The 15,863-nt window shown below is 44.0% G+C and carries 12 protein-coding genes; 4 read left to right on the plus strand and 8 right to left on the minus strand.

Annotated features, from left to right (window positions below):
* Window positions 1-34: 34 nt before the first annotated feature.
* The 3 genes from FTU87_RS02365 to FTU87_RS02375 form a co-directional block, all read right to left on the minus strand.
* Window positions 35-1,315, minus strand: a complete 1,281-nt coding sequence (locus FTU87_RS02365) for an MFS transporter (RefSeq protein WP_005170902.1) — start codon at window positions 1,313-1,315, stop codon at window positions 35-37.
* Between the two features lie 251 nt (window positions 1,316-1,566).
* Window positions 1,567-2,766, minus strand: a complete 1,200-nt coding sequence (locus tag FTU87_RS02370; protein WP_159515765.1) for an acyl-CoA dehydrogenase — start codon at window positions 2,764-2,766, stop codon at window positions 1,567-1,569.
* 32 nt (window positions 2,767-2,798) lie between these two features.
* The gene (locus FTU87_RS02375; RefSeq protein WP_074383164.1) at window positions 2,799-3,953 is read right to left on the minus strand and encodes an acyl-CoA dehydrogenase family protein; all 1,155 of its coding nucleotides are present in this window, start codon (window positions 3,951-3,953) and stop codon (window positions 2,799-2,801) included.
* A 481-nt stretch (window positions 3,954-4,434) separates the two neighbouring features.
* On the opposite strand from FTU87_RS02375, the gene FTU87_RS02380 reads away from it, so the two are divergent.
* The gene (locus tag FTU87_RS02380; protein ID WP_180096616.1) at window positions 4,435-5,271 is read left to right on the plus strand and encodes an IclR family transcriptional regulator; all 837 of its coding nucleotides are present in this window, start codon (window positions 4,435-4,437) and stop codon (window positions 5,269-5,271) included.
* Between the two features lie 72 nt (window positions 5,272-5,343).
* Here the strand turns inward: FTU87_RS02380 and FTU87_RS02385 are convergent, their stop codons facing one another.
* From FTU87_RS02385 to FTU87_RS02405, 5 genes are all read right to left on the minus strand, one after another.
* Complete coding sequence (locus FTU87_RS02385; protein WP_180096617.1) at window positions 5,344-6,195, minus strand: IclR family transcriptional regulator; 852 nt, start codon at window positions 6,193-6,195, stop codon at window positions 5,344-5,346.
* Window positions 6,196-6,325: 130 nt separating this feature from the next.
* On the minus strand, window positions 6,326-7,543 hold the full coding sequence (locus FTU87_RS02390; RefSeq protein ID WP_180096618.1) for a CaiB/BaiF CoA-transferase family protein: 1,218 nt from the start codon (window positions 7,541-7,543) through the stop codon (window positions 6,326-6,328).
* A gap of 14 nt (window positions 7,544-7,557) precedes the next feature.
* A complete protein-coding gene (locus tag FTU87_RS02395) occupies window positions 7,558-8,760 on the minus strand; it encodes a 3-oxoadipyl-CoA thiolase (RefSeq protein WP_180096619.1) in 1,203 nt (400 codons plus the stop codon).
* Between the two features lie 12 nt (window positions 8,761-8,772).
* Window positions 8,773-10,290 (minus strand): 3-hydroxyacyl-CoA dehydrogenase, encoded by a 1,518-nt coding sequence (locus FTU87_RS02400; RefSeq protein ID WP_180096620.1) that lies wholly within the window; start codon window positions 10,288-10,290, stop codon window positions 8,773-8,775.
* Window positions 10,291-10,293: 3 nt separating this feature from the next.
* Window positions 10,294-11,073 carry an enoyl-CoA hydratase gene (locus tag FTU87_RS02405; RefSeq protein WP_180096621.1) on the minus strand — a complete coding sequence of 260 codons (780 nt, stop codon included), beginning with the start codon at window positions 11,071-11,073 and terminating at the stop codon, window positions 10,294-10,296.
* 307 nt (window positions 11,074-11,380) lie between these two features.
* Between FTU87_RS02405 and FTU87_RS02410 the strand changes: the two genes are divergently transcribed.
* From FTU87_RS02410 to FTU87_RS02420, 3 genes are all read left to right on the plus strand, one after another.
* Window positions 11,381-12,535, plus strand: coding sequence for an acyl-CoA dehydrogenase family protein (locus tag FTU87_RS02410; protein WP_180096622.1), 1,155 nt, complete (start codon window positions 11,381-11,383; stop codon window positions 12,533-12,535).
* 57 nt (window positions 12,536-12,592) lie between these two features.
* Window positions 12,593-13,837 carry an MFS transporter gene (locus FTU87_RS02415; RefSeq protein ID WP_180096623.1) on the plus strand — a complete coding sequence of 415 codons (1,245 nt, stop codon included), beginning with the start codon at window positions 12,593-12,595 and terminating at the stop codon, window positions 13,835-13,837.
* Between the two features lie 113 nt (window positions 13,838-13,950).
* Window positions 13,951-15,663 carry an electron transfer flavoprotein-ubiquinone oxidoreductase gene (locus FTU87_RS02420; protein ID WP_180096624.1) on the plus strand — a complete coding sequence of 571 codons (1,713 nt, stop codon included), beginning with the start codon at window positions 13,951-13,953 and terminating at the stop codon, window positions 15,661-15,663.
* Window positions 15,664-15,863: the final 200 nt, after the last annotated feature.

The raw sequence follows: 15,863 nt of genomic DNA on the forward strand, positions 1-15,863 counted from the left end.
CCTAGCATCTTTTCTATATATTTTGATTGGTAGATCAATCGGCTTTTTGCGGATCAAATAAGCGGTCTTTAATAAAGAAAGCCGGAATCAAGCCACAAAGAAAATAGGCAATTCCCATGATCAATAAACCGGTTCCAATAGATCCACCCTGAGCAAAATAACCAATCGTCAGTGGGGCAAAAACAGCACCTAAACGGCCCACGTTATATGCACCACCAACCGCAGTTCCACGTACTTTGGTCGAGAAACTTTCCGTCATGTAGGTGGCATTAATGCCATAGGGAATACCGTAAAGAAATCCGAAAAACAGCATCAGCCAGAGAATATTGTCCGGGGTATTACCAAACACAATCACCGGAATAAAAATTGCGGTGCCCATGGTGCCAAATGCGAACACTGCACGACGGCCAATACGGTCGGCAATAAAACCGGCAATGACTTTGGTACACATCATGATCAGGAAAGTACCAATCATATACATGGTCATTTCTTTAAACTTGATGCCCAGATCCGACTCTAGATAGGCAGGTAACCAGTTACTGACGCCGTAATATCCAAACTGTAAAAATGCGGTACTGAATGACCAGAGAATGAACATGCGACGGCTAAGTGCATCTTCAAAAACCATTTTAAAAGTGTTTTTAGGTTTTTCCTGAACAATCCCGCTGGCTTTGGCATCGAGGCGCGCTTGACGTGCATCTAACCAGGCTTTGGGTTCAGGCACTAAAAAGTACATTGCGACAGAAAGTACAATAGGAATAATCGCAATATAATACAGATATCGCCAGCCAAATTCGGGCAATAACCAGCCTGCCAAAACAGTGGCGACGACCGAGCCCAGGGTCCAACCGGTCATCAGTGTGGCCAATACTGTCGAGCGATACTTGGTTGGCACATATTCCGCCATCAGGGTATTACAGGCAATATACAAGGCGCCTAGACCAATCGCAGAAGTAAAACGCAGCCACTTAAACTGATCATAGCTTTCGGCAAATCCTAGCCAGAAAGTCAATGAAGAAAACAGTGCAATGGCGATCACGATGACTCGAACCCGCCCGAACCGGTCACAGGCCCAGCCACCAAAAAATCCACCAATCGCCATACCTGCCAATGTCCAGCTGCCTAGCGCCCCTGCCTGCATACTGCTTAATGAAAATTCCTGTTTCAGACTGGTCAGACTGTAGGCCAATAACGCAATATCTGCTCCATCGACCAGTAATGCCAAAAATGAGAACACAAAGGCCAGAATCCAGACTTTTTTCTTGGGTTGGTTATCATTTTCCAAATGAGGGTGTTGCGCACTGATCGTATTCATGGCGTCCTTAAAATATTTTTGAGCATTCCGGTGCTTTTATAACTTTTATCTTTCACGTAATTATTTATATGAAAGATATAGTGAACCAGGGTGATAATCCTATCATCTGCCTATCGGGTATTTAATTTATGTGCATGTTTCCACTTGATTTTTAATTGGGTATCTTATTGAAAACCTGGTATTTGTAAACAAACGGCAACAAATAGTCGGCGCTCTAGCCAGCATGTGCTGGCTAGATGTTATAGCTAGACTTAGTTACAAAATGCAGCGATGCCGGTTTGTGCACGTCCTAAAATCAGGGCATGTACATCATGAGTACCTTCATAGGTATTCACGACTTCCAGATTAACCAGATGACGGGCTACACCAAATTCATCAGAAATCCCGTTACCGCCCATCATGTCACGTGCTAGACGTGCAATATCCAGGGCCTTACCACAGTTATTGCGCTTGATCAGTGAAGTCCCTTCAACTGACGCGATACCTTCATCTTTCATGCGACCAAAACGTAATGCTACCTGTAAACCAAGGGCAATTTCAGTTTGCATATCGGCCAGTTTTTTCTGAATCAGCTGGTTTGCTGCCAATGGACGGCCAAACTGTTTACGGTCCATGGTGTATTGATGTGCGGTATGCCAGCAAAATTCTGCTGCGCCCATGGCACCCCAGGCAATCCCGTAACGGGCACTGTTCAGGCAGGTAAATGGACCTTTCAAGCCACGCACTTCTGGAAATGCATTTTCTTCCGGTACAAAGACGTTATCCATCACAATTTCACCGGTGATCGAGGCACGTAAACCGACTTTGCCATGGATCGCAGGTGCAGACAGCCCTTCCCAGCCTTTTTCCAGAATAAATCCGCGAATGTCACCGACATTACCCTCAGCAGAGACTTCTTTAGCCCAGACCACAAATACATCGGCTATTGGACTATTGGTAATCCACATTTTTGCGCCAGTTAAACGGTAACCACCATCGACTTTTTTGGCACGGCTAATCATGCTGCCTGGATCAGAACCATGATCTGGCTCAGTCAGACCGAAACAGCCAATATATTCACCGGTGGCTAATTTTGGTAAATACTTTTGTTTTTGCTCTTCAGAACCGAATTCATTAATCGGCACCATCACCAAGGAGCTTTGTACGCTGGCCATCGAACGGTAACCTGAATCGACACGCTCGACTTCACGCGCAATCAGACCATAGCTAACATAATTTAAACCGGCACCGCCGTACTGTTCAGGAATGGTTGGGCCCAGCAAACCGAGTTCACCCATTTCACGGAAAATAGCCGGATCGGTTTTTTCATGACGGAACTGTTCCAATACACGCGGCATCAGCTTATCCTGACAATAAGCAGCTGCAGCATCACGAATCATGCGCTCTTCTGAGGTCAATTGCTGTTCGATTAAAAATGGGTCTTGCCAATCAAATCTAATTTTTGTCGTCATTTTAATATTTCCCTATTTTAAAAAATATATGTTTAGGCTGTGGCCTGTTTAATCATTTCACGTGCAATAATAATTTGCTGGATTTGTGTCGTTCCTTCATATAAACGGAACAAACGCACATCACGGTAAAAACGTTCAATTGAATATTCACTGATATAGCCTGCTCCACCATGAATCTGTAAACAGCGGTCAGCGACACGACCACACATTTCAGTGGCAAACATTTTGGCGCAAGAGGCTTCCGTCGTCACATTCTGACCGGCATCACGCAGTCGGGCTGCATCCAGTACCATACATTTGGCTGCATAAATTTCAGCTTTAGAGTCAGCCAACATGCCCTGAATCAGCTGAAAATTTGCAATAGCCTGACCAAACTGCTTGCGTTCTACCGCATAGTTTAAGGCATCTTCCAGCATACGCTCTGCCATACCCACGCTATAGCCGGCAATATGTAAACGGCCTTTGTCCAGAACGCGCATGGCCGTCTTGAAACCAACGCCTTCAACACCACCAATCAGCTGGTCTTTATGCACCCGGCAATTATCGAAAATAACATCGCAGGTATAAGAACCATGTTGACCCATTTTTTTATCAATTTTGCCTAGGCTCAAGCCTGGTGTGCCCGCTTCTACCAGAAATGCTGAAATGCCACTGGCGCCTTTGATTTCTGGATTGGTGCGTGCCATGACTGTAAATGTCGTTGCACGTGGCGCATTGGTAATAAAACGTTTGGTGCCATTTAAAACATAATAATCGCCATCTTTTACCGCATTGGTTTTTAAAGATGCAGCATCTGAACCGGAATCTGGCTCAGTCAAACAGAAAGAACCAATGATTTCGCCGGTTGCATAACGCGGTAAATATTTCTGTTTTTGCTCTTCTGTACCATCAATGACGATGCCACTTGAACCAATACCGTTGTTGGTCCCGATTAGAGAACGGAATGCAGCCGATGTTCGGCCCAATTCCATCGCAACCAGAATTTCCTCTTCCATGGTAATGCCTAAACCGCCGTATTCTTCTGGAATCGTCAGACCAAACAAACCCAGCTCTTTCATCTGTTCCACAATATGTTCAGGAATGGCATTGTTCTCTTCTACTTCATGTTCGAGAGGAACCAGTTCATTTTTTACAAAATCTCGAATCGTAGACAGAAGTTGATCGAGCATTTCCGGATCGCGAATCATATGAATCTCCATGTATATGGTCTGGGTAAATTCCTTTACCGTTTTATTTTTAGTTTCGTATTACGAAATAAATAACCATAAAAATAAAAATTCAGCAAGCAAATTCGTCAAAAAATTTATTTTTTATAAAAAAACGAAATTTATCTGGCTTTAAAATGGATTTAATATAGAATAATATTTCACAATACGAAATTATTGCTTTTTAAATTTCGCTTTACTAACGCTGCTTTCTATAAGGAGCTGACCAGAGATGAAAGCTTAAAAAGTGATAAAGTTTATTGTTTATTTAAAGGCTTTATTTTAAAAATAGCTCCACTATTTTTTGCAGTTATTTATTATGTATAGCAGCATTTAGACATGAGATAGAATAATATTTAGTCGTTACTCATATAATTCATCTACAATTTAAATTGTTTTATTTTGTATCGTGAAACTAAGTTGCTATGATATTCATTAATTTACTTCTCTATTTATGTAGACCATGACTAAAAATAAAACAGGTGAAATACCTAATTTTGATGAAATTCGCTTAGATCCAATCTCGCATATTCATCGCGAAAACAATCCCCAATTTATTGCGTCTATTGCGCGTGGCCTTGAGATTCTAAGATGCTTTTCTGCGACCAATCAATTGCTTGGTAATCAGGAAATTGCACAATTAACCAACTTGCCCAAGCCGACTGTAGCGCGTATTACCAGCACCCTGGTTTCTTTAGGTTATTTAAAACAACTGCCAAATACCACGAAATATCTATTGGATGTTGGCGTATTGGCTTTAGGCTATGCAGCTTTGAGTAATATTTCTGCACGGACTCAGGCTTATCCGTTTATGGAAGAAATGTCACGCTATTCCCAAGCCCCTGTGGCAATGGCTACCCGTGACCGTTTGAGCATGATTTATCTGGAAGTGGTACATACAGAATCGACGCTGACCATGCGCCGCCCTGTCGGTTCGACTTTACCGATTCATAGCAGTGCCATGGGACGCGCCTGTCTGGCAGCGATGGATGTAAAGGAACGCGAATATTTATTTGACGCGATCAAGAAAAGAAACGAAGGTCAGTGGCTAACCATCAAGCGTAATCTGGAACGTGCAATCCGTGATTATCAGGATTATGGCTACTGTCTGTCTCTAGGTGACTGGGCAAAAGATGTGAATTCCGTGGCAGTTCCACTAGTTCATCCCAAACATGGAATTTTAACATTTAACTGTGGTGCTCCAAGTTATCTGTTAAACCAAGAAAAACTGGAAAATGAAATTGGACCACGTCTGATTCACATGGTGAATAATATTGCGATGAATCTCAATAACATATAAAAAATTAATCATCAGAGCGACATTAAGTCGCTCTTTTTTGATTTTAATCAAATCAAATATTGGTTTTGAATTTTAGCCTAGCTCATTTCTGATATTGTTCACCATATGTAGTAAACGCGGTGCAATATCATTCTGGATTTTTTCTTGATTTAGCAGGAAGCTTGGTCCACCACAGTTAAAGACCAACAGACCATATTGCTCATGCACAAAAGGCACCGCTACCGAATTGACATCCTTATGCCATTCACCCATTGAGAAACAGTAGCCATAATCCTGATAGTCTTTAAATGCCTGTTCTAGTTCTTCTTTGATTTTCAGCCATTCTTCAGCATGTTTACGGCGAATTGCATCCAGCAGAAAATCACGTTCATCTTCAGGCATAGCAGCCAAACATGCACGTCCCATTGAGCTAAGATGGATTGGCAAATGTGTTCCGACTTGGCGACGCATGGTGACATTGCCCTTGCCCTGCACGACATCCAGATAAATCATGTTCAGGCGGTCACGGGTCGCCATGGCAACAGCAGCTTCAGCATAGTCCGCCAGATTTTTCATTAATGGATGAGCAACCGATCGTAAGGATAAATTCGACAGCATCGAATAACCAAAAGACAGTACGCCGACTGAGAGCTGAAACTTGCTCGAATTCGGAACCTGCTTTAAATATCCTAAACGGGACAAGGTATGGGTTAAACGGGTAATGGTTGGTTTAGGCAAGCCTGTCATTTGTGACAGTTCCTGATTCCCTAAGTGCTGATGCTTTGGACTAAAACAACGCAGTAACTCTAAACCACGTGCCAAAGCAGTAATAAATTGACGGTCATTTTCATCCTGCATGTCTTCAATTGGATGCAATAACTCATGACGCAAAGGCGCAATTAACTTTTCTTCCGACTGATCGGTTTCAGGTACATCATCAGACATGTCTTCACCGTCCTTCAATTTCATAATATGTGTTTCGCATTGCGAAATTATAAATAATTATCTTGTATATAGCAAAGAAGCAACTTTGATTAAGTTGCTTCTTTATTGGACTTATGGGTTTTCTTGTTTATTAACCAACAATACCTTGGGCTTTTAACGTTTCCAGTTTTTCTTCATCTACGACACGCGAAAGAATCTCATTCGTATGCTCACCCAGCATAGGTGGTGCTTTACGGTATTCAACCGGTGTACGCGATAATTTAATTGGCGAACCAATTACCGTTAATTTTTCTTTTAACGGATGTGGAATTTCCACCAGCATATTACGCGCTTGCACTTGTGGTTCCTGGAAAGCTTGCTCAAGGTTATTGATCAAGCCTACCGGCACTTTCACTGCATGAATTGCTTCAACCCAGTGCTTTGCAGTATTGCTCAGGAAGTGCTTCGCCAACAGCTCTGTGATCTCTGCACGATGCTGAATACGCAGCGCATTGGTCATGAAACGTGGATCTTGTGGTAGATCAGGCAAACCAATGGCAGCACTTAATGCGATAAACTGTTTATCATTGCCACAAGCAATAATAAAGTCCTGATCGGCAGCACGGAATACTTGATAAGGCACAATATTGGCATGTGCATTACCATAACGACCTGGGACTTTACCTGAAGCCAGGTAGTTCATACCCTGGTTTGCCAGTAATGCAACCTGGACATCTAATAATGCCATATCAATATGCTGACCTAAACCTGTCACATGACGATTTAGCAAGGCTGCCTGAATGGCAATCGTAGAATATAGACCAGTGGTCAAGTCCGCAAAAGCCACACCGACTTTTTGTGGTCCACCGCCCGGTAGATCATCTTTTTCACCAGTGACAGACATTAAACCACCCATCCCCTGAATGATAAAATCATAACCCGGTTCAGGTGCACGAGGGCCTGTTTGACCAAAGCCAGTAATCGAGCAATACACCAGTTCTGGATTGATCGCGCTCAGGCTTTCATAATCCAGACCGTATTTTTTCAATGAACCAGCTTTGTAGTTTTCAATCACCACATCTGAATCAGCTGCCAGTGCTTTCACCAGCTCCTGGCCTTCAGGTGTCGAAATATCAATCGCCACTGACATTTTATTACGGTTGGCTGACTGGTAATACGCCGCTTCACGTGTATTTTCACCCTGGTCATTCTTCATCCAAGGTGGTCCCCACATACGGGTGTCATCACCCGTTTTAGGACGTTCAACCTTAATCACTTCAGCGCCTAAATCCGCGAGGATTTGACCACACCAAGGACCTGCAAGTACGCGACTTAAATCCAGTACGCGAATACCCTCTAATGCACCCATGTGTTTTTCCTTTGTTATACGCGTTCGATGACCAATGCTAGACCTTGTCCAACACCGATACACAAACTAATCACAGCATATTTTTTGCCGCTGCGCTGCAATTCACGAGCAGTACTGAGCACTAAACGAGCACCTGATGCGCCGAGTGGATGACCCACTGCAATCGCGCCACCATTTGGATTGACACGTGCATCATCAAATGCCACATCCAGACCTTTCAAACAAGCCAATACTTGAGATGCAAAAGCTTCATTGATTTCAATGATGTCCATGTCATCCAAAGTCAGGTCGGCGCGTTTTAATGCCAATTTAATTGCATCAACCGGACCTGCACCCATGATGCGCGGTTCAATACCCGCAGCTGCAGAAGCAATAATTTTCGCCATTGGCTGGATGCCCAGTTTTTCCTGAGCAGCTTCGGAACCAATAATTAAAGCTGCAGCACCATCATTCACACCTGATGCATTACCTGCAGTGACCACACCACCTTCAAACAGTGGACGAAGTTTTTGTAGGGCTTCCAAGTTAGAAGATGGACGTGGATGTTCATCCTGATCTACCAGTTTTGGTGGTAACTTACGGCCTTGTGGCACTTCAACACCGATGATCTCGTCTGCAAAGAAACCAGCTTGTTTAGCAGCTTCATATTTCGCTTGAGATGCTGCAGCAAACTGGTCTGCATCTTCACGAGTTACGCCATATGCTACTGCAACGTTGTCACCGGTTTGTGGCATGGTGTCATTGCCAAATTGCTTTTCAATCAGTGGGTTCGGGAATCGTGCACCAATGGTTGAGTCGAATACTTTAAAATCACGGCTAAATGGCGTTTCAGATTTGGCAAACACAAACGGTGCACGAGACATCGACTCGACACCACCTGCAAGGAAAATATCGCCTTCGTTACAAGTGATGGCACGCGCCGCATCAATCACCGCAGCCAAACCTGAAGCACATAAACGGTTCACGGTTTGTGCCGGTGTTTTGACATCTAAACCTGCAAGTAATGTTGCATGACGTGCAATGTTACGGCTGTCTTCACCGGCCTGGTTGGTATTACCCAAAATTACATCATCAAAAATATCAGCAGGCAGATTATTCTTTGCTACCAATGCCTTAATCACATGTGCAGCTAAATCGTCTGGACGGATCTTCGCCAGGCTTCCTGCATGACGGCCAAATGGCGTACGTAATCCATCATAAATATATGCATTTAACATGAGTCAGGTTCCTTAAACTGCAGCAGTGTGAAGAAGAGAAAGTTTTAAACGGGCGCGGCGTTGTAACCACGGACTTGGGCGGTAACGTTGATCACCAGTATTCGCCAGGATACGTTCCAGGATCAGCAAGATACGTTCTGCACCTAAAACATCGCCCCATGAAATTGGACCATGCGGATAGCCCAAACCGAGTTTCACTGCTTTATCGATATCGGCTGCGGTTGCGATTTGCTGCTGGGCAATATCACAGGCCAGATTCACGACCATCGCCAATACACGCTGTGCAACAAAGCCAATACTTTCAGCAATCACCGATACGCCATGACCATTTTTAGCAAACAATGCATGTGCCTGATCAATATATGCTTTTTGAGTTGCAATTGATGGCATGATGGTCCGGTGCTTGGCAAAGTCAGTCAGCATATCGATGCTGATAGCACGAGCCGCATCCACATCAAAACGTAATGCAGCTGTTGTGGTGTCTTCACCATAAGTGGCCAATAGAATCAGACTGTCAGCCGCTGGAGTTTCAGCACTGTCGATAACCAAGCCTTGCTCACGGATATAGTCACGCAGGATGATCGCATCAGCTTCATGGTCTGCCTTGATCCAGATTGGGCTGAATTCAGTTACTTCAGGCGTAACTTGTGCTGGTGCTTCATTGGTCTTTTGACCATCCTGATATTTATAGAAGCCTTCACCGACTTTACGGCCGACTTTCTTACCAGCTAGCATTTGACGGGTTAAAGTGCTTGGACGGTAGCGATCTTCTTGATAGTACTGATTAAAAATCGATTCCATCACTGGATGAGAAACATCGAGTGCAGTCAGGTCGAATAATTCCAGCGGACCCATACGGAAACCGGCACCTTCACGCAGAATACGGTCGATTTCAGAAACTGATGTAACACCTTCACCTAAGACTTTTAGCGCTTCAGTACCGTAAGCACGTCCGGCATGATTGACGATGAATCCTGGTGTGTCTTTGGTACGTACCCCAAAGTGCCCCATACGCTGTGCAAGTTCTAACAGATCCGCAACCACCTGTTCATCAGTTGCAAGGCCAGCAATCACTTCGACAATTTTCATCAGTGGCACAGGGTTAAAGAAGTGAAAACCTGCCATACGACCTTGATGCTCAAGATTGGATGCAATCGCAGTCACTGAAAGTGAAGATGTATTGGTTGCTAGAATAGTTTTTGGTGAAACAATGCCTTCAAGTTGTTTGAACAGGCTTTGCTTGATGTCCAGGTTTTCAATGATGGCTTCAACGACCAGATCAACACCAGCCACTTCTTCAATACTATTTAGAATCTTAAAGCGTGCCAAAGTTTCATGCAGCACTGCTTCAGTAAACTTACCTTTTGCTTGCAGTTTTTCTAAGGTAGCTTTGAGTTTAGCCAGACCAGCTTCAGCAGCACCTGCTTTAGCATCAAATAAACGAACTTCCAGACCCGCTTGCGCTGCGATTTGCGCGATGCCCATGCCCATTACACCAGTACCGATCAGCGCCATAGATTGAATGGTCATGTCTTATTCTCCAGTGTACTGTGCAGGACGTTTTTCAAAGAACGCGTTCACGCCTTCTTTCTGGTCTTTGGTATCAAACAGAATCTGAAAGGCTTTACGCTCAAGTGCTAAAGCACCTTGTAAGCTTTGATCTTGGCCAAGGTTGGTCACTTCCTTGATTTGCTGAACTGCGATTGGAGAGAAAGAAGCAATCGTTTTCGCAATTTCAATGGCATGGTTAATTGTGTTTTCATCTTCCACCACTTCAGATACTAGACCCATGCGTTCAGCTTCAGTAGCTTTCACCAGCTTACCGGTCAACACCCAGAGCATAGTTTGGTATTTACCAATCGCACGCAGTAAACGTTGTGTTCCACCCGCACCTGGCATCAAGCCTAGTTTCACTTCAGGTTGACCAAATTTGGCATTTTCACCTGCAATGATGATGTCGGCATGCATGGCCAGTTCACAACCACCACCGAGTGCATAGCCATTGACTGCGGCAATAATCGGTTTTGGGCAGTCAGTAATGCTCTGCCAGTACTGCTCAGTATGGCGCAAATACATTTGAGCAGTAGTTGCTGTTGTAAAATCTTTGATATCTGCACCCGCAGCAAAAACTTTTTCACCGCCGGTCAAAACAATCGCTTTTACAGCATCTAATTTTGAAAGGTATTGAAATGCTTCAGAGAGTTGTTGACGTAATTCCAGGTTCAAGGCATTACGTGCTTCCGGGCGATGGATTTCAACAATCGCTACCCCATCTTCCTGTATAGTCAATTTTAAAATTTCAGTGCTTTCCATAATCTTCTCATTTCGCACAGCGGTATTTAGTTAACAATATACATAGATTTCACTCAAAGTAAACTATTCAAATTTGTGCAAAAAATATTTTCCAACATCCTATAAACAGCATTAATCAAGTTAAATCAACTATTTAAATCCAATTTTAATGTAAAACATTAATACCGCACAGCGAAATATACTTTCGTATATATTGATCATGATTTTAATTTTAATTAGTATCCGCATAAATTTAGCTTAGTGATGAGTTTTTATTCACATTGGACAAGATGTGGACGGAACGAAATCCTAGATACGGAGTTAGGACATGATTCGTGATCAGGAAACCTTGGACCAGTTGGTGGATATGATTCGCCAGTTCGTAGAAGGCGTATTAATCCCAAATGAAGAAACTGTTGCAGAAACGGATGAAATTCCTGCAGAAATCGTGCAACAAATGAAAGAGTTGGGCTTATTTGGTTTAACCATTCCTGAAGAATATGAGGGTCTTGGCCTGACCATGGAGGAAGAGGTTTATATCGCCTTTGAACTAGGCCGTACCTCTCCTGCATTCCGTTCATTGATTGGTACCAACAACGGCATCGGTGCATCTGGCCTGATCATCGATGGTACAGAAGAGCAAAAACAGCATTTCCTGCCAAAACTTGCTAGCGGTGAAATCATTGGCTCTTTCTGTCTGACTGAACCGGATTCTGGTTCTGATGCTGCATCACTTAAAACAACTGCAGTAAAAGATGGTGATGAGTACATCCTGAATGGTACCAAGCGTTTTATCACCAATGCACCACATGCAGGTGTATTCACAGTGATGGCTCGTACTAATCCTCAACTCAAAGGTTCTGCAGCTATTTCTGCATTTATTGTCGATAGCAAACTGCCGGGTATTTCACTAGGTAAACGTGACAAGAAAATGGGCCAGAAAGGCGCGCATACCTGTGACGTGATCTTTGAAAACTGCCGTATCCCTGCCTCAGCTCTAATTGGTGGTGTGGAAGGTGTTGGCTTTAAAACAGCGATGAAAGTTCTGGATAAAGGCCGCATCCACATTGCTGCACTCAGTGTTGGTGCTGCAACCCGTATGTTGGATGACTCGCTGAAATATGCGGTTGAACGTAAGCAGTTCGGTCAGGCCATTGCCAACTTCCAGTTAATCCAAGGCATGCTGGCAGACTCTAAAGCTGAAATTTATGCAGCGAAATGTATGGTGCTTGATGCAGCGCGTCGTCGTGATGCCGGTCAGAACGTAAGTACTGAAGCATCTTGCGCAAAAATGTTTGCAACAGAAATGTGTGGTCGTGTAGCAGACCGTGGTGTGCAAATCCACGGTGGCGCAGGCTATATCAGTGAATATGCAATTGAGCGCTTCTACCGCGATGTGCGTTTATTCCGTCTTTACGAAGGTACTACGCAGATCCAGCAAGTCATTATTGCCCGCAATATGATTCGCGAAGCGACTCAATAACAAGTTTGGCTTGATCCAATCTCCTTGCGGTCAAGCCTTTTTTATAGGTAATGGATTATGGCTATAACGAATACAATTTCTAAAATTGGCCCAAACACCTGGAAAATTGCATTTATTTTTGCATTCCTCGCCTTATTGGTCGATGGTGCAGATTTAATGCTGCTTTCCTACAGCTTAAATAGTATTAAAGCTGAATTTGGTCTGACACCAGTCGAAGCTGGGATGCTCGGCAGCTTTACTCTTGCGGGTATGGCGATTGGGGGTATATATGGGGGTTGGGCATGTGACAAGTTTGGTCGTGTGCGCACCGTAGTAATTTCAATTTTATTATTCTCGGTTTTAACCTGTGGTCTAGGTTTTACAAACTCATTCTGGGAATTTGGTATTTTACGTTTTCTGGCAGCACTGGGTCTGGGTTCACTCTATATTGCTTGTAATACATTAATGGCAGAATACGTACCGACTCAATACCGTACTACAATCTTGGGTACGCTTCAGGCCGGTTGGACTGTAGGTTATATTGTGGCTACCCTGCTTGCGGGTTGGTTAATTCCAGATCACGGCTGGCGTATGCTGTTCTACGTGGCTGCTCTTCCAATTGGTATGGCAATCTTAATGCACTATCTGGTACCTGAACCAGCTGCATGGCAAGAAAACCGTCACAAGAAACTTGAGGCGGAAGCCATTGCCAAGTCTGAATCTACTTGGAAAATGATTTTCAAAGATAAGCGCAACCGCAATATGTTTATCTTATGGGCATTGACCGCTGGCTTCCTTCAGTTTGGCTACTATGGTGTAAATAACTGGATGCCTTCATACCTGGAAAGCGAACTCGGTATGAAGTTTAAAGAAATGACTGCCTATATGGTCGGTACGTATACCGCGATGATTCTAGGTAAAGTACTTGCCGGTTACATGGCTGACAAAATGGGCCGCCGTTTCACCTACGCTTTTGGTGCGATCGGTACTGCAATTTTCCTCCCATTAATTGTCTTCTACAACTCACCAGAAAACATTTTGTACCTGTTAGTGGTCTTCGGTTTCCTATATGGTATTCCATATGGTGTAAATGCAACCTATATGACAGAGAGCTTCCCGACATCAGTACGTGGTACAGCAATCGGTGGCGCATATAACGTTGGTCGTCTCGGTGCAGCGATCGCCCCAGCGATAATCGGCTATTTGGCTACAGGTGGCTCAATCGGTATGGGCTTCGTGGTAATGGGTGCAGCTTACTTCATCTGTGGTGTAATTCCTTCCCTGTTCATCAAAGAAAAACAGTACGATCCACAAAAATCATAATTTCTCTTTAAAAAGCCTCTTCGGAGGCTTTTTTCATAATCAATTGTCAATTTTTTATTTAAAAACTTTTTCACTGTGGTAAAATACCGCTAAGCGAAACAGGATTTCTTATTATGGAAGATATTGCTAGAGAATCAATGGAATTTGACGTTGTGATCGTAGGCGCAGGCCCTGCGGGTCTTTCTGCTGCGATCAAAATCCGTCAGCTTGCAATTGAAAACAACCTAAACGATCTGTCTGTTTGTGTCGTAGAAAAAGGCTCCGAAGTCGGTGCACATATTCTGTCTGGTGCTGTGCTTGAACCACGTGCCATGAACGAGCTGTTCCCGGACTGGAAAGAACAGAGTGCCCCGCTGAATGTCCCGGTGACTGAAGATAAAACCTTCTTCCTGCTGTCAGATGAAAAATCACAGGAAGCACCCCACTGGATGGTGCCTAAAAGCATGCATAACGATGGCAACTATGTCATCTCGCTCGGCAACGTGGTGCGCTGGTTAGGCCAGAAAGCCGAAGAACTGGAAGTGTCGATCTTCCCAGGCTTTGCTGCAGCTGAAATCCTCTATCATGAAGATGGTTCAGTAAAAGGCATCCAGACTGGTGATATGGGTATCGGTAAAGATGGCGAACCAACGCATAACTTTACCCCGGGTTATGAATTACATGCCAAATACACGATTTTTGCTGAAGGCTGTCGTGGTCATTTAGGTAAACGTCTGATCCAGAAGTTCAACCTGGACAAGGATGCGGATCCACAACATTACGGTATCGGCATTAAAGAGCTTTGGGAAATCGATCCTGCCAAGCACAAACCAGGTCTGGTGATGCACGGTGCCGGCTGGCCGCTTTCTGAAACCAGTTCTTCAGGCGGCTGGTGGTTATATCACGCTGAAAACAACCAGGTAACCTTGGGCATGATCGTGGATCTGTCTTACACTAACCCGCACATGTATCCATTTATGGAAATGCAGCGCTGGAAAACCCATCCTTTAATCAAGCAGTATCTGGAAGGTGGCAAGCGTATTTCTTATGGCGCCCGTGCCGTGACCAAAGGTGGTTTTAACTCGCTGCCAAAGTTTACTTTCCCGGGTGGCTCTTTAATTGGTGATGATGCAGGCTTCCTGAACTTTGCCAAGATTAAAGGCTCACATACTGCGATGAAATCCGGCATGCTCTGCGGTGAAGCGGTCTTTGAGGCGATTGCTGCCGGTGTACAACAAGGTGGTGATCTGGCGGTTGCACGTGTAGTGGAAGGCGAAGATTTCTTTGTTAAAGAATTGACTGCTTATACCGACAAGTTCAACCATAGCTGGCTGAAAGAAGAGCTGTACAGCTCGCGTAACTTTGGCCCGGCAATGCACAAGTTCGGTCAATGGATGGGTGGTGCATTTAACTTCATCGACCAGAACGTATTTAAAGTGCCGTTTACGTTACATGACTTGGTGCCAGACTTCAAAACTCTGAAAACCGTGGATGCAGTAAACTTCAAACCAAACTATCCAAAACCGGATGGCAAGCTGACCTTTGACCGTTTGTCTTCAGTATTCGTATCGAATACCGTACATGAAGAAAATCAACCTGCGCATTTAAAGCTGACTGATGCTTCGATTCTGGTGGAAGTGAACTTACCGAAATGGGATGAGCCGGCACAGCGTTACTGCCCGGCAGGTGTATACGAAATCATGGAAAATAATGACGGTTCCAAGCGTTTCCAGATCAATGCAGCCAACTGTGTGCACTGCAAGACCTGTGATATTAAAGATCCGTCTCAGAACATCACCTGGGTAACACCGGAAGGTGGCGGTGGTCCAAACTATCCAAATATGTAATTTGGATAGTTCTTGTGAATTAAAAAAATATATCTATTTCTCTGATTCACTTACCCAATCTTGAAGCAGTTCGTACTAACTCTTCACTTTAATTTTTTAGGTAATTCCAGTTCCCGAGGGAGCTGGGATTAATAAATTTTCAAAATAGAAAGATAGAAAGATAGAAAGATAGAAAGATAGAAAGATAGAAAGATAGAAAA

The organism is Acinetobacter sp. YH12156 (genome assembly GCF_013418235.1).
In the GTDB taxonomy this organism is placed as follows: Bacteria; Pseudomonadota; Gammaproteobacteria; order Pseudomonadales; family Moraxellaceae; genus Acinetobacter; species Acinetobacter pseudolwoffii.